The sequence below is a fragment of the Paenibacillus sp. JT31N17 genome (genome assembly GCF_056269255.1).
The window spans coordinates 34,320-56,467 of the sequence record NZ_JBWDNP010000010.1 but is presented as its reverse complement, the minus strand read 5'-3'; the positions used below and the strand labels follow the sequence as shown (position 1 = coordinate 56,467).

The following is a 22,148-nucleotide window of genomic DNA, read 5'->3' as shown; positions in this document are numbered from 1 at the left end:
CCGATTCAACGTGAAGATGAAGTCGGATGTGCGTTTTTTTATTTTTTACTGGAGATTTACTAAGAGGCCGCCATTCACGCGCCTTATTATGAATTTGCGACTTTACCAAGCAGATAAACAAGCAGCTGCTGATTATGCGAGGAAATCCGGTCCAGCGCTTCTCCGATATACGCATCTCTTAATTCAATTCCGCGCTTCGCTTCCGACTCGCCTTTAGCGGTCACATTCACCCATACAATTCTGCGGTCATGATCATCGCGGCTGCGCGTCACCAGACCGCCTCTCTCCATCCGGTCAAGCAGGGTGGTGATCGCGGCGGGCGTCGTCGTTAGATAAGCAAGCAAATCCGAGGGCTTCATCGGCTGATGCTGAAGCAAAAGCTCCAGCACGCCCAGTTGGCCTTCCGTTAAACCCGGTGCAAGCGACTCCTCCAGATGCATTTTCCATTCCTTTGTCATCTTCATCCACAAGCGGGCAAACTCCGCAGATACCATTACCGTCACCACCTCAAGCTCTCTGTATTCTTACCTTCATTATATCATTGGCAAATGTCGGATTAAAGGTTAATGCAATTAATATTTTGCGCCATTAATCGAGTCTTTAGAGAACCTTTAGACAACATATGACATAGATTATCAATATGGGCTGTTGACCAGGATCGAATTGAAGGACAGGAGCGTGAAGAGAATGGATGAGCGTAAGCTGGCTTTGATACAGAAGTTGATTGACGCCGGAATTATATTAAAAGACCCACAATGGCTGGACCGGTTGAATGAACCGGCGCCTCTGTGGGTCGTTCTGGATATTTTGACGCAGTTTATGGAGCGCAGCGAGCCGCCTTATCAGCCGTTTGATTGAATTCTCTTATACCTTATGGAAGAAGGTTACGAGCGGGTCCTTCTTATCGACAGTGACAATGGCCTTGCCTGTCGACTTCCGGTCGCCGATAGGAGCTTTTTCCGAGGTCGTGGTGTGAGCTGCGCCCGATGCCGTGACGGCCAGCAATTCCCGCTCTTCTCTGCAGTAAATGGCTCCAATAAGCTGCTCGCCGTTCGATCTTACCCGCTTGCCTTCCTTAAACTCAAAGCTGATCATGCCCTTGCCGCCCCGTCCCTGTATAGGGTAGTCCATAAGCAGCGACCGTTTGGCAAAACCGAGCTCGGTCAGGACAAGCACTTCTCCTTCATCTCCGGATACCCATTCCGCACCCACGATTTCGTCCTCCGGACGAAGCTGGATACCACGGACCCCTGCGGCTACACGCCCCATCGCGCTCACTTCGCTCTCAATAAACCGGATGCTCATTCCAAGCTTGCTGACCAGCAGCAGTTCCTTGGTTCCATCGCTTGGCACAACCTTGAGCACTTCATCGCCTTCCGAGACTTTGATAGCCGCGATGGCGGTGGAACGCGTTGAGCGGTATTCCTTCAAGTCGGTTCGTTTAACCTGGCCGCGTTTGGTGACGAATGCCAGCGACCGGCCCTGCTCTTCAAAATCCTTTACCGGAATGATGCTTACGATGGAATCATCCTTCGGAATCGGCACCACATTGACAACCGCCGTCCCTGCATCCTTCCACTTGAATTCAGGAATAAGATGAACAGGCAGCATATAATAATGGCCTTTGCGGGTGAACAGCAGGAGCTGTTCAATCGTGTTCACATCAAGCATGGTCCGGATAAAGTCGCCTTCCTTGACCCCTGCACTGGAGAGTTCTCCGCCTGATCGTGTAAAGGAGAGCTTAGAGGTCCGTTTGATATATCCATGCAGACTGAGTGTTACATACACCTCTTCAGCAGGCACGATTACCTCGAGATTCACCTTCAGCTCGTCGACTTCACCCTGAATGCCGGAACGCCGGTCGATTCCGAAGCTGCCGCGAATATCGAGAAGCTCATCCTTAATGACCCCGATCAGCTTTTTCTCGCTGCCCAGAATGGATTTGTAATAGGCGATCCGTTTTTGAATTTCCTTCAATTCCTTCTCCAGCGAAGTGATTTCCAGATTCGTCAAACGATACAATTGGAGTGTCAGAATGGCATCCGATTGCCGTTCGGTGAAATCAAACTTCGAGACGAGATTGTTTTGCGCGTCCTGGCGGTTCTTGGAGGCTTTGATCGTGGCAATAATCTCATCCAGCAGATTCAGCGCTTTAACCAGGCCCTCCAGCACATGGGCGCGGTCCTCGGCTTTTTCCAATTCATATTTGGTGCGGAATGTAACGACTTCCCGCTGATGAGCAATATAAGCGGTGAGCATATCCTTAAGTCCCAGCTGCCTCGGGGTCTTGTTGACAATGGCCACCATGTTGAAATTATAGGTCACCTGAAGATCGGTTTTCTTGAGCAGATAGGCAAGGATCCCCTGTGCATCTACATCTTTCTTCAGCTCTACGACGATCCGCATTCCGTTTCGTCCGCTCTCGTCACGAACCTCGGCGATCCCTTCAACCTTTTTCTCGATCCGGATGTTCTCCATGGCGGTAACAAGCCGCGATTTGACGACTTGATACGGAATTTCGGTGATGACGATTTGTTGGCGTCCAGCCTTCATATCCTCAATAGCAACCTTCGAACGGATATAAATGCGGCCTTTTCCCGTTTCATAGGCTTCACGGATGCCTTCTTCCCCCATAATCAGGCCGCCAGTCGGGAAATCCGGGCCCTTCACAATGGACATCAGCTGTTCCAGATTCAGATCCGGCTGCTCCATCACCGCAATACAGGCATCAATGACTTCGATGAGGTTATGAGGCGGAATTTCCGTAGCAAAACCTGACGAAATCCCGCTTACCCCATTAACAAGCAAATTCGGGTAACGGGATGGGAGGACGACGGGCTCTTTGGTTGTATTATCAAAGTTATCCTTGAACAAAACCGTCCGTTTCTCAATATCCCGCAGAAGCTCCATCGCGATTTTCGAAAGGCGGGCCTCCGTATAACGCATGGCCGCTGCGGGATCATCATCCTGAGAACCCCAGTTGCCGTGGCCGTCAACAAGCATATGCCCCATTTTCCAGGGCTGCGCCATCCTGACCATACCTTCATAAATCGAAGAGTCGCCATGCGGATGGTAATTTCCCATTACGTCGCCGACCGTCTTGGCAGACTTGCGGTAAGGCTTGTCCGGCGTGTTGCCGGCATCGTACATGGCGTACAGAATACGCCGCTGCACCGGCTTTAATCCATCGCGGACATCGGGAATCGCGCGATCCTGGATAATATACTTTGAATAACGTCCAAATCGGTCCCCGACGACCTCCTCCAGAAACGCCGGCAGAAACTGTTCCATCATACCCATTTATGTTTAGCTCCTAACCTTTATTGCGGGGCTGGTACAGGCTGCATCGCTTGAGGGCGCGCTCCTCTCCAACCCCGCTTTATTGCGGGTTATTCTTCATACTCCGTAAAATCGACATTTTCCACGATCCATCGTTTGCGAGGATCCACCTTATCGCCCATCAGCGTCGATACACGGCGCTCGGCTTTGGCCGCGTCCTCGATCTGGACCTGAAGCAGCGTGCGGGATTCCGGATTCATGGTGGTTTCCCACAGCTGATCGGGATTCATCTCTCCAAGTCCTTTATAACGCTGAAGCTCAAACTGCTTGCCGAACTCTTTCAGATAGTTTTGCAGCTGTTCGTCGGTCCAGGCGTATCGAACCGTCTCCAGCTTGCCGGATTTGCGGGTAATCTTGTATAGCGGAGGCTGAGCGATAAATACCCGCCCCAGATCGATAAGCGGCTTCATGTACCGGTAGAAGAACGTGAGCAGCAGCACCTGGATATGGGCGCCGTCCGTATCCGCGTCGGTCATGATTATAATCTTGTTATAGTTGCATGATTCCGCATCAAACTCGGGTCCGATTCCGGCTCCGATTGCTGCGATAATCGCCTTATATTCATCGTTTTTAAGGATATCGGCGAGCTTTGACTTCTCCGGATTCATCGGCTTTCCCTTAAGCGGCAGAATCGCCTGATGCTTCGAATCCCGTCCCTGCTTGGCCGAGCCTCCGGCGGAATCCCCTTCGACGATAAAAAGCTCGTTGCGGGTATAGTCCTTGGATTGTGCGGGTGTCAGCTTACCGCCCAGATTGGAGCTCTCGCTCTTCTTCTTGCCGCTGCGAATTTCCTCGCGCGCTTTGCGCGCTGCCTCCCGCGCCCTTGATGCCTGAATCGATTTCTTCAACAGCATTTGGGCAGTTTGCGGATTTTCTTCGAGAAATACCTGCATTTTATCCGAAACAATCGCATCAACTGCGCCGCGCGCCGAGGCGCTTCCCAGCTGGTCTTTCGTCTGGCCGACAAATTCCACTTCCGACATCTTGATGTTAATGACAGCCATCATGCCTTCGCGGAGATCATTTCCCTCAAGGTTCTTGTCTTTCTCCTTGATCAGCGAATTCTTGCGTGCATAATCATTCATCACCCGCGTATAGGCCGTCTTGAACCCCGTTTCATGCGTACCGCCGCCTCGGGTCGGGATTGAATTGACGAACGAGGCCATCGTTTCCGTATATCCGTCATTGTACTGCAGCGCGACTTCGACTTCAATATCGTCCCGCTCGCCGGTAAAATGAATGACCTCATGCAGCACCGTTTTCTCTTCATTCAGAAACTGGACGAATTGACGGGCGCCGCCCTCGTAATAATAAATATCCTGTTTTCCGCTTCGCTCGTCTTTTACGGAAACCTTAAGCCCCGAATTGAGAAAGGCAATCTCCTGAAGCCGTTCGGATAAGGTATCAAAATTAATGGCGATGTTGCCGTGGAATACACGGGCATCCGGCTTGAAGGTGACCTTGGTGCCGGTGCGGTTCGTATTGCCGATAACTTCAAGTCCGGTCGTCGGCTCGCCGACATGCTCCTTGCCTTTCTTGTCGACCCAATATTCGAAGCGCTGTTTATGGATTTTACCGTCACGGAAGATTTCCACCTCCAGCCACTCGGACAGCGCGTTCGTAACCGAAGCGCCAACGCCGTGAAGACCGCCGGATTTCTTATATCCCCCGCCGCCGAATTTACCTCCTGCATGCAGCATCGTATAGACGACCTGCGGAGTCGGAATCCCGGTCTTATGCATCCCTGTCGGGATGCCCCTGCCATTATCGCGAACCATGATTGAGCCGTCATTATGGATTACGACCTCAATAACGGAGCAGAATTTTGCCAAATGCTCGTCAACCGCATTGTCGACGATCTCCCAGACGAGATGATGAAGTCCCGAGGTAGTCGTGCTCCCGATGTACATCCCGGGCCGTTTGCGAACAGCGGTTAACCCCTCCAGCACTTGTATATCGTCTGCTTCATAGTTGCGATCGGCAGCCGAAGAAGTTGCGCCCGCAAACAGATCCACCTGCTCAGTCATACACGTCCTCCTAAAAGTTTTTGCGCGGCTCTGCCTGATGGAACCAAAACATGATTCCATCAAGCAAAAACTCGCTTCGTAAGCGTTACTTAAGTTTTGTGTGATAAAACCTGATATACTTCAACACGAACACAAAACTCGCTTCGTAAGCATAATCCAAGTTTTTGCGCGGCTCTGCCTGATGCAACCAGAACATGATTCCATCAAGCAAAAACTCGCTTCGTAAGCGTTACTTAAGTTTTGTGTGATACAACTTGATGTACTTCAGTGCGAGTACAAAACTCTCTTCGTAAGCATAATCCAAGTTTTTGCGCGGCTGTGCCTGACAGAAGCAGAACCTGGTTCCATCAGGCAAAAGTTCGCTTCGCAAGCAATTTTTGAAGTCATTGTGTGGTACCACTGGTAAATCTCAGCCTCGGCTCAAAACTTGCCTTGTAAGCATAAGCTAATATTTGACGAATATGCAAGACCCTTTATGTTCTTTCGCAAATAAGCATCGCTTACCCAAGCTATTTTAATTCAAGATGTCCTGTTTCGTAAAGACGGTGAATGACACAATTAGTCCTCCGACAGCCCACGCTGCCAGGGTGAGAAGCGAAAATGTAAGGGTCATCCCTTCAATCGGAGGCGGCGAGCCCGCGAGATAGTCGGTCAGCTGCAGATTGACGGCAAAGACATACTTGGCGCTCTCCCAGGAGGAGGACATGCTGGCCAGGATTGTTCCGGCGATAACAGCCGCCATCATCGTGACAATGCTTGCCGCTGTGCTGCGGACCAGGACTGAAACCATTAAGGCCAGTATCGCCACAGTCATCGATGAGAACCAGATCAGACCCGATTGCATCAACAGGTACTGCCACTGCGGGAGCGCATGAACCAGGCTGTTGTCCACGTTTGCGCCATTCAGCACAAAGCCCGTAAATATCGGCATATTCCAGCCCTGGTAGCCAAAGAAGAGTCCTGAAATGAGATAACATAGAATACCGCTCGTGATGACGATCAGAGAGACATAAAGCGTCAGCGCCACCAGCTTGCTGAACAATATTTTCCATCTTCGTACCGGTCTTGTCAGCAGCATTTTGATCGTTCCGCTTGAACGTTCACCCGACACCAGGTCGGAAGCAATGGCCAGCACCAGCAGCGGATAGAACAAAGAGACGGAATTCTCCATAAATCCCCGTGTGAACGTTACCCCGTCAGGCGAATTCGGATTTACATCGTGATTCAAATAATACTGCAGCTGCTGCACGGCGATTTTTCGATACCGTTTCCACTCTTCCGGAATCCGTTCGCTGGAAAGCGTATTCTGATAATCATTAATTTGCTGGACGAGCTGGTTGCGCCAATCCTTGAAATTCTTTTTGTTGGTTTCGGCAATTTTCACCTGGGCATAAGTAAATACCGGAATAAGGACGAGCAGGACGAGAACGACCACGTAGAAGCGGTTTTTTTTCCAGATTTTCAGCGTCTCATTCTGTATCAGCGGCAGCAATCTATCCAATGCTCTCCCCCTCCGTCATTTTCAAAAATAGCTCCTCGAGCGTAGGTGCAACGCGCTGCACAGCCCGGACTCCGATGCCGGCCCGAACCGCTTGCTCAACGACGTACGGGATTCGTTCAAGCGGCATCGTTGTAATGACGGCCTGCTCCATTCCCGCCAATATCCCCTCATCGATCTGATGCTCGTGATCTCCGACAAAGACAATATCCGGCTCGCCTGCAAGCAGCCGTCTCCCCGCGTCAGACTGATCGAACTGCCAGACCACATAGCTGCCGGCCTGATTGACAAGCTCGTCAACCGTTCCGACGGCAAGTACGCGTCCATGGCTGATTATGGCGACGCGGTCGCACATCAATTGAATTTCGCTGAGCAGATGACTGGAAATAAACAGGCTCATTCCCTGACCTGCAAGCATTCGTACAAATTCCCGCAGCTCCTTGATTCCTTTGGGATCCAGCCCGTTTGTCGGTTCATCCAGAATCAGCAGTTTGGGCCGTCCGAGCAGTGCTTGAGCAATGCCCAGCCTTTGGCGCATACCAAGCGAATACGTTTTGACTTTATCGTGAATACGCTGGTCCAGCCCTACGACGCCGACAACCTCCTGAATGCGTTTTTCATCAATTCCGCGCTGCATCCGGGCAAAATGCTCGAGATTCTCCCACCCGCTCATATAAGTATAGACCTCGGGATTTTCAACGATACAGCCAATATGCTTAAGCGCATTCTCAGGGTCCTGGTGAACATTATGTCCACAAATGCTGATTTCACCTGAAGTCGGTTTGATCAGATCTACCAGCATCCGGATCGTAGTTGTTTTTCCGGAGCCGTTCGGCCCGAGAAATCCGAAAATTTCACCGGCGCGGACATCAAAAGAAACGTCATGAATAATCATTTTACGTCCAATTCTCTTCTTCACATCTTTGACGGACATGATAATCTCGTGATTTTCCGTTGAAACAGGCGGCTGGAGCGGTTGCAGCTTCGGATGGGGCGGTTGGGCAGCGGACATCGAACACATCGGATAAAGCCTCCTATTCCAAGGACTGGGCAATACGCGTGGCGATTTGCGCATAGCCGTCATGATTCGGGTGAAAATGATCGGAAGAAATATAGGTTTGAATGGTATTCTCAAACAAATCGAAGGTTGGGATAAGCGTTATATTGGGATATTGGTGAAGCAGCTCATAAGCCTGAGTGTTCCATTTCTGCACCTCGAGACTGCCTTCGCGCAAATCCTGCAGATCATAGAACGGGTTATAAATACCCGTATATACCACCTGTGCCGTCGGATTTATTTCATGCAGCTCTGCCACAACCGATTTCAGCCGCGCAATCCCTATAGGCAGCTCCTTCCGCAGCTTATCGAGACTGAAATTTCCGGTTGCCTCGCTTGCCTCTTCACCGGTTGCAATCTGGAACAAATCGTTTCCTCCGATGGTAAATAAAATCAAATTTGCTTGTGATATGGAATATCGGTAGCCCTTATCCGTTTTCAGCTGTTCCACAAGCTGATCGGCGCGCAGACCGTTGATGGCCAGATTATTATTCAGCTTAACAGGAATCTTGAATTTCTCCTGCAGCAGCCGGACAACCTGCTTCACGTATCCTTCGCCTGTCGCATCTCCGGTCCCCTTGGTCAACGAATCGCCAAAGGCCGTGATGCGAATTTCTTTACTTGCCGCGAGGCTCGCTGTTTTCTCCGGTTGAACGGCAGAGCTCTCGCCTTCGTATGCCTTGCCGGCCGGCCACAGCATATCTTTGACCGAGTAGCCGAATCCGAACAGGAGGAGAAGAGTGGAAGCAAGCGCGGTTATGCTAACGGCTCTCCAAAGCCCCGTCGACCGATTGCTCTTCATGTTATGTATTTCCCCCTATTACTCGAAAATGTAAAATGATGCCTGGTAAGGTTCATCAGGCTTGTATACGTTTAAAATAAAGCTTTGCCCACGAATTTGCAAATTATGACGGATTTTGGAAAACAGGTAAAAACCCGAGCGGGCGTAAGTCCGAGCCGGATCAGATCAATTACAGGACCTGACGATTCGTTTCACGCTGGCGCTCGGGCGAGATCATGATCACCACAGTCAGCTGTATTCGATTGTTAGCGATTCCGCCGCCTGCCTTGCAAGCTCGCGCGCTTGCTCGGTGTTATCTGCGGAACATAGCGCAACGGCCATACGTCGGCCCGGCTTGGTGACAGGCTTGCCGAACACACGGACTTGCGTATTCGGCAGCGAAAGCGCATCGCCAATGCCGTTGATCCGGAAGGAATCCGAATCCCGGTCCGCCTTCAGCGTGTAGGAAGCGCCAGGCGTAAGCAGCCGGATCGTGGGTACCGGAAAGCCGAGAATCGCCCGGGCGTGCAGAGCAAATTCCGATAAATCCTGCGTCGCCATCGTCACCATTCCGGTATCATGCGGTCTGGGTGATACTTCGCTGAACAAGACGCCTTCAGAGGTTAAAAACAGCTCTACCCCGTAGATGCCGTACCCGCCCAGCTCCTCCGTTACCGCTCTCGCAATCGCTTCGGCTTCGGCAATCTGCTTGTCCGCCATGGCGTGCGGCTGCCAGGATTCAATATAATCGCCGTCCTTCTGAACATGTCCAATAGGCGCACAGAATGCCGTGCCCGACACGGAACGGACCGTAAGCAGCGTGATCTCGGACTCGAAATGGATGAATCCTTCCACGATCACGCGCTGTTTCTTCGCACGTCCCCCGTCCATGGCGATCTGCCAGCAGCCTTCGATATCCGCTTCCGAGCGGCAGACGCTTTGGCCTTTGCCGGATGAGCTCATAATAGGCTTGATTACGCAGGGAGTACCCAGTTCAGCCACTGCCTGCTGCAGTTCTTCAAGCGTATCGGCAAAACGGTATGGAGCCGTGGGCAGACCCAGCGTCTCCGCAGCAAGCCGGCGGATTCCTTCGCGGTCCATGGTCAGCAGAGCGGCGCGGGCTGTCGGAATCACATGAAATCCTTCCTGCTCCAGCTCCACAAGCGCGCTTGTGGCAATCGCTTCGATTTCGGGCACAATGAGATCGGGTTTTTCTTGCAGAATAAGCTCTCTAAGCGCCGATGCATCCAGCATGTCGATCACATGGGAGCGATGGGCGACCTGCATAGCGGGAGCGTTGGCATACCGGTCTACGGCAATGGTCTCGATGCCAAGACGCTGCGCTTCCATGACAACTTCCTTGCCCAGTTCACCGGAGCCAAGGAGCATGATTTTTCGGGCATGAGGAGTAAGCGGTGATCCGTAGGACATAAAAAAAAGAACCTCCTGGAAGAAACCGATGAGAGCTAAGCTGCTGTCCTTACGTCATAATGGGACGCACAGCTCACATCGTTATCGTTTTCTTCCATTGTGGAGGTTCCTCGTCAAAAAATCAAGAATTATGCCGATAAAAAACGATATTGCGCTTCAATCAGGCCGTTATACGTGCCTCCATGCCGGATCAGCTCTTCATGACTGCCCTGTTCGACGATGACGCCATGATCCAGAACGACAATGCTGTCGGCGTTACGGATCGTCGACAAACGGTGGGCAACGATGAAGGACGTGCGCCCTGTAAGAAGCGTCTTGAGCGCCTCCTGAATTTTGAGCTCTGTCTCCGTATCGATGCTCGCCGTAGCTTCGTCGAGAATGAGCACGCGGGGATCGGCAAGCAGTGCCCGGGCGAAGGACAGCAATTGACGCTGCCCCATCGAAAGGGCATTCCCCCGCTCCTGCACCTGCGTGTCATAGCCATCAGGCAGATTCATAATAAAATCATGCGCGTCGACCGCCGTGGCTGCCTTCACCACTTCATCGTCCGTTGCATTCAGACGGCCATAGCGGATGTTATCCCGGATGCTGCCCGAGAAAATAAACGTATCCTGAAGCACGATTCCGACCTGGGACCGCAGGCTTTCGATGCTTACATTGCGGATATCAATGCCATCGACGAGAACGGCGCCCTCAACGGGATCATAGAACCGGCACAGCAGGTTCATAATCGTGCTTTTTCCTGAGCCGGTATGACCGACCAGCGCGATGGTCTGGCCCGCTTTTACGTCCAGCGTAATGCCCTTCAGAGCCGGTCTGCCCTTCTCGTATTCAAAGACGATGGAGTCGAATTTGACGTCGCCGCGAATAGCCGGGAGTTTATTGGCTTCATGCAGCTCCACAACCGTCGGTTTCTCGTCAATGAACTCGAAGATGCGCTCGGATGAAGCCATGGCGACCAGCAGCTGCGCGTACATTTGGCCCAGACGGTTGATAGGGTCCCAGAAATTCCCCACATAGTTGGCAAATCCGACCAGCACGCCGACTGTTATGACGTTGGCCTGGATGAGATGCGAGCCGTACCAGAACAGTATCAGCGTCCCGATTGCAGAGGTGATTTCGATAATCGGACCGAATGCCTGATTGAGCGCTGACGCCCGGTTCCAGGCTTTGATATTCGTATTATTGATATGATTGAAGAATGAAAAATTCGCTTTTTCCTGCGTATAGGCTTGGGTAATCTTCATCCCCTGGATCGCTTCATTCAAATGGGCGTTAATCCGTGACTGCTTCATCCGGACATCCTGCCAGGCAAAACGAATCCGTCTGCGAAGCGCTCCCGATACGATGAACATCAGCGGCACCGTTATCATAACGGCTGCGCCCAGCTTGAAATTCCACAGCAGGAGGATGATAATAATACCAATAAGCTGCACGCAGTCCATCAGCAGGTTGACGACGCCGTTCGTGAATAAATCCTGCAGGGCATTGACGTCATTGGTTACCCGGACAAGCACCGAGCCGGCCGGCCGTTTGTCGAAGAAGCGGAAAGAAAGCTTCTGGATATGGCGGAACAAATCCTGGCGCAGGTCATAAATAACCCTTTGTCCAATCAAACTCGTGTACTTGATCCGGTACGTGTTGGCTGCCCACTGAATAATATAGAGCAGCAGCATCAGCCCTGCGTACATATATAGCTTGGGCAGGCTGGTTTCGCCGCTCTTGGGCGCAATGGCTTCATCAATGGCCACAATGATGATGGCCGGAACGGCAAGTCTCGTCGCGGTTCCCAAAATCATCGTCACGATGACCAAAGGAAGCAGCTGCTTGCTGTACGGCTTCATATACTGGAACAGCCTGCTCAGCTGCGACCAGTTAAAGGGCTTTTCAATCAGTTCGTCATCCTTGTAAATAAACCGTTCGCGATTATCGCCGCGAGCCGTCTTCTGCTCACTCACTGGGCGACCCTTCTTTCTGCTGCTGCCGGCTCTGCTACAGTTACTTGCGGCCGGTCGGCATATTGAATATTGTACGTATCCAGATAAGGGCCCGGAACCCGTATTAAATCCTGATGTTTGCCGCGCTGTACAATGTGTCCTTTGTCCATGACAAGAATCTCGTCCGCATGGCGCAAAGAAGAAATCCGGTGGGCGATTATGAAAGTCGTCCGACCTGCCATAACCTCTTTGAAGCCCGCTTGAATCTCATGCTCTGTCTCCATATCAACCGCACTGGTGGAATCATCGAGAACAAGAACCTTGGGATTCTTGATCAGCGCCCTGGCAATGGCAATACGCTGCTTTTGCCCGCCGGACAGTCCCATCCCCCGCTCTCCGACAATGGTATCATAGCCCTCGGGCAGCTCCATAATGAAATCATGGGCCTTGGACAGCTTAGCCGCCTGGATAATCTGCTCCTCCGTCACTTGATTAATGCCGTAGGCAATATTGTCCCGGATCGAACAGGAGAACAGGAAGGTCTCCTGAAATACGATCGCAATATGTGAACGCAAGCTTTCGAGCGTAAGATCATTAATATTAAAGCCGTCTATCGTGATCGTGCCCTTCTTGATATTATAGGCGCGCATCAGCAGCTGAATGATGGTGGATTTGCCTGAGCCCGTTCCGCCCAGCAAGCCGATAACGGTTCCCGGAGGCGCTTCGATGTTCAGATTCGTCACAGCGGGGGCTTTATCCGGATAGTTAAATGTTACTCCGCTGAAACGGACATGCCCTTCTACGATGTTGTCCTCCAGAACAACAGGCTCTTCGCTGGTTTTAACATGGACATACTGGTTTAATAACTCGGTAAGACGCTCTCCGGAAGCTTTGGACTGCGTGTAGTTGTTGATCAGAAATCCGATATTCCACATCGGTCCGATAATGTACCATACCATACTGAAGAAGGCGACCAGCGAACCAAGGGTCAAGGACCCGTTAATCACCAGAGTACCGCCCGCCACGAGCAGGATAACGACACAACAGCTGGCCAGAAGCTCCATGACAGGGAAGAATTTGGACCATAACAGGGATGCGCCGATCTGATTTTCTTTATACAAATCGCTGCGTTTGGAGAACTTATCGATTTCATGTGGCTCGCGGGCAAACGATTTCACCGTTCTCATGCCGGTGATATTCTCTTGAACCGTCGTCGTCAGATTGCTCATCGCCAGCCGCATTTCCCGGAAGGCCGGATGGATCTGTTTCTCAAACCGGACTGCCGCGAATGCCAGAAACGGCATGGTCACCAAGGTGATCAATGTAAGCTGCCAGTGGATGTAAAACATCATAGTCGCCCCGAATACGATCATCAGAATCATGTTCAAAATTTGCGCAAACCCGAAAGCGATAAAGTTCCGCACCGCCTCCAGATCAGCTGTCAGACGGGACATCAGGTCTCCCGTCTTGGCCGTATCATAATATTGATACGATAATTTCTGCAGCTTCTCGTAACATGCGTTCCTCAGCCGGAATGCCACCCGGTTGCCGAGCTGGCCGGCAAAATAACCGTGTAAAAACTGCAGGCATCCTTTCAAACTAACAATGCCCACTACGGTTAGCGATAGCGCAGGCACCCACTTGAAATCACGAGGCTTGATGACATCGTCAATCAAGATTCGCAGCATGTTGGGGTACACAAGCCCTAGCGCTGTTGCACAGATCAGAAACGTGATCGATGCAATCATTTTCTTGCGTTCGACCCAATAATACTCTTTGAGTTGCCTAAAGACGTCCAATGGGTTTTCCTCTCCTTGTTCCTTGCTTTTTTTTATTGAATATGAATGAATATTAACAGCATCATTCCGACACGGCAAACAGAGCTTCGACGCATATAGATGGCAGAATCCGCTTTCTCTTCCATATTGACGATTTGTTAGGGGGTATTCTTCGATATCGTCGCAAATCATGACCAACATGCACACATTGCTCCGTTTTTGCATAATTAGTCTTTGTTTTTGCAAATTAATTTTTCACAGCAAAGAACCTTGCTTCATCCACAGGGATGATTGGCAAGGTTCTTCTTCTTATTTTCAGCTGGGTCTTTATAAAATCATCAATTGATTCTGGAGCTGTTTGAGCTTCTCCAGATCGGTATTTCCCCTGATCGAGGAAAGCTTGCCTGAAACAAACGACTCCAGATCCGCCAAAAGAACCCCGATGACAGCCTGCGCCGCCATTTGCCAGAAGCCGTCATAGCGCACCCCCCACTGAAGCTCTGCCTGGGCAATCCAGCTTTGCAGCGGCTGCGTCAATTCGGCCTCCAGGGCGCTGCGCAGCGCCCCCTTGCCCTCCCCTTCGAAGAAGTGGCGCGGCGATTTGAAGCGGCTCCACAGCCATTTGGAATCGATGGCATTCGCCTGCCAGGGAGGCTGCTCCTCCGGTGAAGGGATCTCCAGCGGTTTAAACGCAGAAGCGTGAAAGCCCTGGAGAGTCTCTGCCACCTCTTGGGCCAGATCAGCAAACTGCTTGGCGGCCAACCGGTTAAGCGTATTGTCCAGGCGAAGCGAAGTGGCCTGAAGCTCCTGGGCCAGCTCGATTTGCAGCAGCCGCTGGAGCTCCAGCCAGGCAGTCCATATTGCTTTGCGCAGATCCCGGCCGTCATCCTGCAGAACAGCCGGATTAAAGGCAAAATTAAAGTGCTCGCCGAAGCGCAGCTGCACACGCTGCAGAACATAAAACAGCAGCTCCTTAAGCTCCTGCTCCAGCTGGGGATTGCCTCTGGATAAAGGCTGCTCCATCTCGTGAATTCTGCCGCGCGCAATATCGGCGCTTGCGAGTAGTTCTTCCCCCGCTTTCGAGCGTGAGACCGCATCGCCCGATGCCGCATCAATCCAGTCGGCCAGCGTGCGTCTGGCCCGCTCCAGCTCCAGCTCCGCCGAGGCAACAGCCAGTCGGCCCAGATCATCGCGGGTGAAGGAGAGAAACGCCTCTTCGAAGGCCTCGATGCCCGAACCGTTGATTAACGTCAGGTCGCTGCGCAGCTTGCCGTCCAATGCCTGCAGGCTGGATAACGGGAAGATTCGCGGAAAGCGGATGCCCTGCTGCTGCAAATTTTGCTGCACATGGGCGAGCACGCTCTCCAGCTCCTCGCTGTCGGCCGCGAGATCCGCAGCATTGACGATGAAGAACATTTTATCCAGCTCGAACTGGTCCTTGACACGGCCCAGCTGCAGCAGAAACTGGCGGTCCGCCTGCGAGAAGGCGTGATTATAATAGGTTACAAACAGAATGGCGTCGGCATTCTTAATATAATTGAAGGCGACGCCCGTATGCCTTGCGTTGACGGAATCGGCGCCCGGCGTATCTACAAGAACAATTCCCTGCGCTGTCAGCGGATTATGGTGGTAGAGCTCAATCTCACGGACAAAACAGGACTTTGCCTCTTCGGCCACATAGCGGCGATAGGCTGCGCTGTCCACATGCAGCTCGCTGCCAAGCAGAGATTCATGCTCCTGCCAGCCTTGGTAAGCGGCTTTGAGGAAGCTGTAATGCGGCCTGCCGCCGGCATGCACCCCGTCAGGAGACAGCTTGGCGATGCTCTGCATCAGTTGATCGGATGTCAGGCGCTCAGCCGCTTCTCCAAGCAGGGATAAGGAATAGCGAAGATCGTCGAGCATTTCTTCCCGCGTTTTCAATAGTACGCTCGCGGTGCCGTGGACCTTCTCCCCTGCCGGAGCGACAATACGGTTGACAGCTGCCGTTGTCGGATTCGGCGACACCGGCAGGACGGAATCGCCCAGGAGCGCATTCGCCAGCGAGGATTTGCCCGCGCTGAATGCTCCGAACAGGGCAATGGTGAAACGGCTGCCCTGAAGACGGCCCGCTTTGTCGCGCATTGCCTGCACGGCGGATGAGAAGTCCTCGTTGGGCGCAAGCAAATCCGCGGCGCGGTACAGCCGCTCGGCAGCCTGGCGCTGCGGGCCAAGCGCGCCGCTGTTTGGTTCGGATGGCGGCGCCACGCTTGGAGCCCCCTGCCGGCGGTCACTGTCGGCGGCGGGCGGCGGCGAATTGCTGCCGGAGCCCGACTTATTATTCGGCGCGTCGTCTGGCTGCGCCGCGCGGTCTTCTAGGTGCCCGATACCGGCGATGTCATCCGGCAGCGGCTCAATCCTGTTGCCGGAGGAGAGAAGCGGAGCTGAATCGGGCTCTTCGGGAGCGTCGTTGTCCGCGACGGCTATGCCATCCGGACGCGGCTTGGATGTATTGCCGGCGGCGGGCGTTTGGTCCGCAGCCGTATTGGCGCCAGGAGCACCGGCGTTGATCGCGCCGGTGCTGCCGTTATTCGCGGGGGTATTCCCGCGAAGCATGCGCGCTGCGGAATCGCCCGGAGTTCCCGGCGATTGCGCGGCCTGCGGCACCGGCAGCGCCGGGCGCTCCGGCGCTGGCGGCAGCAGCGCCGCCAGGCGCGCCATATGCCCGCTCGCGCGCTCCGCCAGCGCGGCAAGCTGCGCCAGCGCCCCGGCCTGGGCGGCAAGCACGCCCAGCCGCTCGCGCACAGGAGCGGCTGCAGCTTCGCCGGCCGCCGCTGCCCGCTGCCCAAGCGTGTCGATCCACTCCATCGCCCGCTTGCGGTAAATCCCCTTCACAGCCGCGGCAAGCTCGCGGCAGTAGTTCATCGTGTACTCACTGCCGAAGACGGCGCCGGCTTTCACGTGATTAATGAGCCACTGCGCTTCCACCGGTCCGGCAATCGCCGCGACCAGCTGCTGCTCCATCGCTTCCCCGCGCCATCCGATTTCATCGGCAGCCTTGCGGAGCAAGTCCAGCAAATGCCATTCAATCCCGGCTTTCACCAGGGATTCAAAATCCGCTTGAAAGGCCGCAAGGCGCCGCTCCTGCTCCGCGGCCGTTTTACCGCCGGAAAAGAGCAGCCCCATCTTAAAGCCGGGCTTACGGCTCTCCAGAAACGACTGCGCCAGATCACGCGTCGGAGCCGGCGTCACATTCGCATTGTCGAGCAGGCGCTGCATCTCGAGGCGCAGGCGGACGGGAAGACCGTCAGACAGCGCCTCCAGCTCTGCCAGCTGAGCTTTTAACCCGGACAGTTCCTCAGCAGCCTGCTGCGACCCTTCTTCCCCGCCGGCTGCCGCCAATAATTGCTCCCGCTCGGGCTCTGCAAGCTCATCCAGCACTTTGCCGTGGGAACGGATCAAGTGCCGCGCTGAAGCATCTACGCTGCAGAGAGCCAGAGGACCGCGCAGCCCGGCGAGCTCCGTCAGCAGCCCCTCAAGCTTCGCCCACTCCGAATAGGGATGCCCGGGCTCCCGGAGCGACAAATAAACGATCCCGCTCGGCTCCAGATGCCAGTTGGCGAACGCTTCATCCACGCTTTGACGATAAGCCTCAAAACTCAGCTCGCTGTCGCGGTGCTTGTCGATTTGATTGACGATCAGATAGAGCGGCTTGCCCCAGTCCTTCAACTGCTTGGCGAAGGAAAAATTGATTTCCGACTGTACGTGGTTATAGTCCATAACGTAAAAAACGACGTCTGCCAAATGCAGCGCCGATTCGGTCGCCATCCGGTGAGCGTCATCTGTCGAGTCGATGCCGGGCGTATCCAGAAGTACAGTGTGACCGCCAAGCCGTGGAATCGGATAAGACAAGGAAATGGATTGAACCCCTTCCCCATCCTTGCAGTAATCATCCAGAAGCTCCAGAGCAACGTCCAGCGTCTCTTCTCTGCCGCCCCGCATACGGGTGATGGTTGCTTTGGGCTCCCCGCTTTGGATTGTAACCACATTGGCGCTTGTCGGGATCGGACTTGAAGGCAGCAGCTCCGTTCCACAGAGCTTGTTTACCAGCGTCGATTTGCCTGCGGAGAAATGCCCGCAGAATGCGGCTGCAAGCTGCCCGGCATGTAATTTGCCGCGCAGCTCCAGCAGCCGATCCGCATTCCGCTTGTCGCCGGCCTCGGCCATGAGGGACCCTATTTGTTTAAGAGCGGCGTCAAGCGGATGAACAGCAGTTGCACTAAGTTGATTCATTTCTCTCTCTCCCATTATCCATAACCCTACCAATTCGCTATGTCAGTGGTCTATGATTAAGCTGTTTGCTCGGACGGCAAACAAATTTCAAATACTTCGCCATGCTGCAGGATCGTTACGCTGCGTTCCTTTTCTTTCATCACGACAACCTCGGGCTTCACGCGCATGCGCTCAATATATTGATCCGGAACATCCCCTGCTCCGCTGACTGTAACGCCTTCGATGATGACTTCTTCGTTTTCTTCCGGAGGTGCTTCCATGATTTGCTCGTAAATATCGGAAAACAAAGCAAAGTCCTTCGTGTACACAGAAATGCATTTCATTCTTAATCATCCTCTTCTCTAAAATTTAATTAGCCTTTGCCTTCCGGCTTGTGTTCATCTTCATGCGCTGCTGGCCTTCCTTGCACAGATCAAGCAGCGGGCATACAGGGCACTGCGGATTTTGAGCTTTACAATGATACCTTCCGAAAAAAATAAGCCGGTGATGTGTATCGGTCCACTGCTCGCGCGGAACAAGCTTCATCAGCTTCTTCTCTACCTCGAGCACGCTATCGTCCGCTTTGGCGATACCAAGCCGCTTGGACACCCGTTCAACATGCGTATCAACCGCAATCGCCGGAACGCCAAAAGCATTGGATACGACGACATTAGCCGTCTTGCGTCCGACACCGGGCAACCTGGTCAAATCCTCATGCCGCCGGGGCACTTCTCCACCGTATTCGTCCAGCAGCATGCGGCAAAGCTTCTGGATATGGGAGGCTTTGTTGCGATACAGCCCGATCCGGCGGATATCCTGCTCCAGCTCTTCAAGCGGAACTGCCAAATAATCGGCTGGTGTCTCATATTTCTTGAATAGGTCGGCTGTCACTTTATTAACCGTTTCATCCGTACACTGTGCCGAAAGAAGAACGGCTATGGTCAGTTCAAACGGATTTCGGTGGTTCAGCTCACAGTGAGCATCCGGAAACATCTCGCCAATGACCCGCAAGATATAAGCCATCTTATCCTTAGCTTTCAACTGTCTCTCTCCCCTATTTGGGCTATCGAATCAAAGTGTAGCGAAAAATGTCACAATAAGCAACCGTAAACAGGGGCTTCCTGCGACTTTTTCAAGAGATTTTCATAAAATTATTTAATTTAGCCGCAATTCCATAAGAATAACCTGTCCCTTCCAAAAATTAGCGCAATCCTCCCAAAATGAATTTGTAAAAAAGATTCAAATGTTTTTACATCATGATCACCCTCTCCTGGAGGTGAAAATGGCCATAAGGTTTAAAAAAGCGCTGTGGGATGATCCCGCAGCGCTTTGTATAAACCTGATTTAACTCTTTTTCACAACTTCCAGCAGCTCGCCTTGAACGATGTAAAGGGTAATGCTGTCTCCTTCTTTTAAATCCGACCACTGAATAGCCGCATCGCCTTGGGACAACTTGGTCCTGGATGTAACCTTGAAGGTGTAATTATTATCCGTAAGTCCTGTTCGCTTAACGGAAAGCAGGCCTGCCGAGCTGTCAAACTTCCAGAAGCTTCTTGCTGTACCGCTGTTTACCGTTATCAGAGTCTGTTCTGCGGCATCCTTGCGGACCTCGATCCGGTCACCTGCCTGCAGCACAGCTGCGGAGCTGCCGGACACTCCATTTTTGATAACCGTATAGGCTGTACCAAGCGGAACTTCAGTGGAAACACCGTTATAGTCGACGATGGTCACTTTATCGGCGGCAACCGCCGACACCCTGCCTGATGCAACTGCGACCTTCTTGAACGACGACGGCGTGGAACCTGTAAAGGTGATATTGCCCACTTGACCGGCTGTCAAGCCGGAAAGCGTAATAAGCTCTCCGCTCTCATTGTAGAAGCTCCAGCCGCTGACTGTCCATTCATTGGTCGTCTGGTCGGCATTTTTAACCTTCAGCTTCTGGCTGTTCACGTCAACCGAGACAACTTCGACCTGTTTGGCGGAATGAATCTGAAGAGTGACGGCCTTATCCTGAGTGGTGTTCAATAGCAGGGTGACCACATCACCCGCCTTCACATCTGCGAGTGTAGCGTTCTTGCCAAGCACCTCCACTCCCAGCGCATCAAATCCGATTGTGAACGGAGAACCGCCGGTCAGCGTCATATTCAACTGCCTGGAGGTTTGATTAATCGATACAACCGTACCGGTGTACTTATAAACGAACTGTATGGATATCGCTTTGTCATCCGTATAGCCAATGGTAACCTTGCGGTCCTTGATCAGCATCGTTGCAGCACTTGTCAGCGGAATTGCTGTTCCGTTCATATCGATCTTCGTGCTGTCCGTCAAATAGATCGGAATTAATTTCGTGCCATTTTTGACGACCAGTGCTTTGAGCTCAGGCTCATAGCTAACGATTACCGCGCCATTGATTGTCTCAACCTTGCGGTTCAGGACTTTAATGGCGCTGACTTGATCCTTCTCGTTTAACGTCAGCTCGAGACGGTCACCTTTGACCAGATCAACGAGGCTCGTGGACGTTAGACCCTCGATCGTTACATTAATGGAATCCGCTACGAATTTGGCTTCCAGCTGCGTTCCGCCATCCCGAATATAATTGATGGTTTTATTGTCACTGCTTGCGGAATAGAACTCGCCCTGCACCGACTTCGCTGATGTTTGCTGAACGGTAATCTTCGTCACAATGCTGTTCTGTACCTCATAGGTCAGGGAGTCTCCGGCTCGAACCCCGGCAAGGCCGCCCTGCAAAATACTTCCCTGCCACAAGATAACCGCTTGCGGCGAGACGCTCAGCTGCTCCTCGGCATTTGATGTCGAATTGATGACTCTGATCGTGGAGGCTGCGGCATCTACAGCTTTTACGAGACCGCTGCCCGTTTTATTGATTGGCGCGGATTGCACAGCGATCGAAAGTACACGCGGCACTTCGCGATAGGTGTCACGGGTGATCGTAAGCGTGCTGTCCTTGACCAGCGAAGCTACCGGAATCACAGAGCCGGCGGCATCCTTGACCGTTACAGAACTGTCGTAGGCCACTGCAACCGGAGTATCGTTCACCCATATCCACAGCTTGTTCTCAGCAGGAACTGCGCGGTCGAAGGTACCTGTAATTGTCTCCACCAGCTGCTTGTCATCGAGCTGTTCCACATATAATGCTTGATCCCCGTAGGTGATAACGGTCACATTCGTATTTGGCACAAGCTGATCCAGGCCTACAGACTTCTCGGAGTCAAAGCGGTATACATTCGTATCCGGCGACAAGAGCAGCGTTTGATCGCCTTGCGGCTTGTACAATTGGATAGAAGTGTCCGACTTCGCGGATAAAATGCCTGTCTCCTGACCCGGAAAAGCAACGGGGAACTGGCTTTCCGCCCGGCTCAGCAGGGTTGCCATAGCTGCCCTTGTTATCGCGCCTTTCGGCTCGAATTTGTCGGCCGTCACACCATTGACCAGTTTCAGGGAAACGGCCGCATTCACATAACCGGCAAAACCTTCGCTCACGCTGTTCCTGTCAGAGAAGGCCACAGGCGTGGAAGCCAGTTCAGCGGCTGCGGACTGTTTGCCGATCGCATTGACGACAAGCTTGGTGATCCATTCCCGTGTTGCTTTTTTGGCCCCCCATGTGACGGCCTCATTCTCTTCCGCCAGTTTGAATTCTTCATCCCGGTCAAGCAGGCCCTTCTGAAAAGCAAGTGCGACATAAGGCTTGAAATAATCGTTTACCTTGAATGCGCTGGAGAAGACGACAGCCTGATCTTCCTTGACTTCATTCTCAATGCCGATAAAACGGATAGCCATCGTGACCGCTTCCTGCTGGCTGACATTGTCATTTGGCTTGAAGGCGCCGTTGTCGCCCTTGACAATACCCTGAAGAGCCAGCTTGGTAATATGCTTCTGCGCCCAATGTGCGGCTGGAACGTCACTGAATTTCGTAACTGCAGAGGAATCCGCAAAAACAGCTCCACCAGTTATGGTGAAGCTTGAGAGTACGGAGAATACAACAAGCGATGAGACCCCTTTTAACCATTTGTTTGCTTTGAACATACCGGCGA

General features: G+C 52.8%; 14 protein-coding genes. 1 reads left to right on the top strand and 13 read right to left on the bottom strand.

The window, feature by feature from the left end:
• Positions 1–86: 86 nt before the first annotated feature.
• Positions 87–494: a MarR family winged helix-turn-helix transcriptional regulator gene (locus AC0YOB_RS25810; protein ID WP_210040398.1), complete on the bottom strand. Its 408-nt coding sequence runs from the start codon at positions 492–494 to the stop codon at positions 87–89.
• Between the two features lie 193 nt (positions 495–687).
• Between AC0YOB_RS25810 and AC0YOB_RS25805 the strand changes: the two genes are divergently transcribed.
• Positions 688–858, top strand: a complete 171-nt coding sequence (locus tag AC0YOB_RS25805; RefSeq protein ID WP_210040396.1) for a hypothetical protein — start codon at positions 688–690, stop codon at positions 856–858.
• A 6-nt stretch (positions 859–864) separates the two neighbouring features.
• On the opposite strand, the gene gyrA is transcribed toward AC0YOB_RS25805, so the two are convergent.
• The 12 genes from gyrA to AC0YOB_RS25745 form a co-directional block, all read right to left on the bottom strand.
• Complete coding sequence (gene gyrA / locus AC0YOB_RS25800; protein ID WP_475795205.1) at positions 865–3,300, bottom strand: DNA gyrase subunit A; 2,436 nt, start codon at positions 3,298–3,300, stop codon at positions 865–867.
• Between the two features lie 89 nt (positions 3,301–3,389).
• Positions 3,390–5,366 (bottom strand): DNA topoisomerase IV subunit B, encoded by a 1,977-nt coding sequence (gene parE / locus AC0YOB_RS25795; RefSeq protein ID WP_210040392.1) that lies wholly within the window; start codon positions 5,364–5,366, stop codon positions 3,390–3,392.
• Positions 5,367–5,880: 514 nt separating this feature from the next.
• Positions 5,881–6,867, bottom strand: coding sequence for an ABC transporter permease (locus tag AC0YOB_RS25790; protein ID WP_475795204.1), 987 nt, complete (start codon positions 6,865–6,867; stop codon positions 5,881–5,883).
• Complete coding sequence (locus AC0YOB_RS25785) at positions 6,860–7,876, bottom strand: ABC transporter ATP-binding protein (protein WP_475795341.1); 1,017 nt, start codon at positions 7,874–7,876, stop codon at positions 6,860–6,862. The genes AC0YOB_RS25790 and AC0YOB_RS25785 overlap by 8 nt, the downstream gene beginning before the upstream one ends.
• Before the next feature lie 22 nt (positions 7,877–7,898).
• Complete coding sequence (locus tag AC0YOB_RS25780) at positions 7,899–8,723, bottom strand: GDSL-type esterase/lipase family protein (protein WP_475795203.1); 825 nt, start codon at positions 8,721–8,723, stop codon at positions 7,899–7,901.
• A gap of 228 nt (positions 8,724–8,951) precedes the next feature.
• A complete protein-coding gene (purT, locus tag AC0YOB_RS25775; RefSeq protein WP_475795202.1) occupies positions 8,952–10,133 on the bottom strand; it encodes a formate-dependent phosphoribosylglycinamide formyltransferase in 1,182 nt (393 codons plus the stop codon).
• Positions 10,134–10,261: 128 nt separating this feature from the next.
• Positions 10,262–12,091: an ABC transporter ATP-binding protein gene (locus AC0YOB_RS25770; RefSeq protein ID WP_475795201.1), complete on the bottom strand. Its 1,830-nt coding sequence runs from the start codon at positions 12,089–12,091 to the stop codon at positions 10,262–10,264.
• Positions 12,088–13,869 (bottom strand): ABC transporter ATP-binding protein, encoded by a 1,782-nt coding sequence (locus AC0YOB_RS25765; protein WP_475795200.1) that lies wholly within the window; start codon positions 13,867–13,869, stop codon positions 12,088–12,090. Before AC0YOB_RS25765 ends, AC0YOB_RS25770 begins: the two co-directional genes overlap by 4 nt.
• Before the next feature lie 306 nt (positions 13,870–14,175).
• Positions 14,176–18,117: a dynamin family protein gene (locus AC0YOB_RS25760; RefSeq protein WP_475795199.1), complete on the bottom strand. Its 3,942-nt coding sequence runs from the start codon at positions 18,115–18,117 to the stop codon at positions 14,176–14,178.
• A gap of 56 nt (positions 18,118–18,173) precedes the next feature.
• Positions 18,174–18,440: an NAD/NADP transhydrogenase alpha subunit gene (locus tag AC0YOB_RS25755; protein WP_210040377.1), complete on the bottom strand. Its 267-nt coding sequence runs from the start codon at positions 18,438–18,440 to the stop codon at positions 18,174–18,176.
• Between the two features lie 25 nt (positions 18,441–18,465).
• Positions 18,466–19,119, bottom strand: coding sequence for an endonuclease III (gene nth, locus AC0YOB_RS25750; RefSeq protein WP_210040982.1), 654 nt, complete (start codon positions 19,117–19,119; stop codon positions 18,466–18,468).
• Between the two features lie 321 nt (positions 19,120–19,440).
• Positions 19,441–22,140, bottom strand: a complete 2,700-nt coding sequence (locus AC0YOB_RS25745) for an S-layer homology domain-containing protein (protein WP_475795198.1) — start codon at positions 22,138–22,140, stop codon at positions 19,441–19,443.
• Positions 22,141–22,148 lie beyond the last annotated feature (8 nt).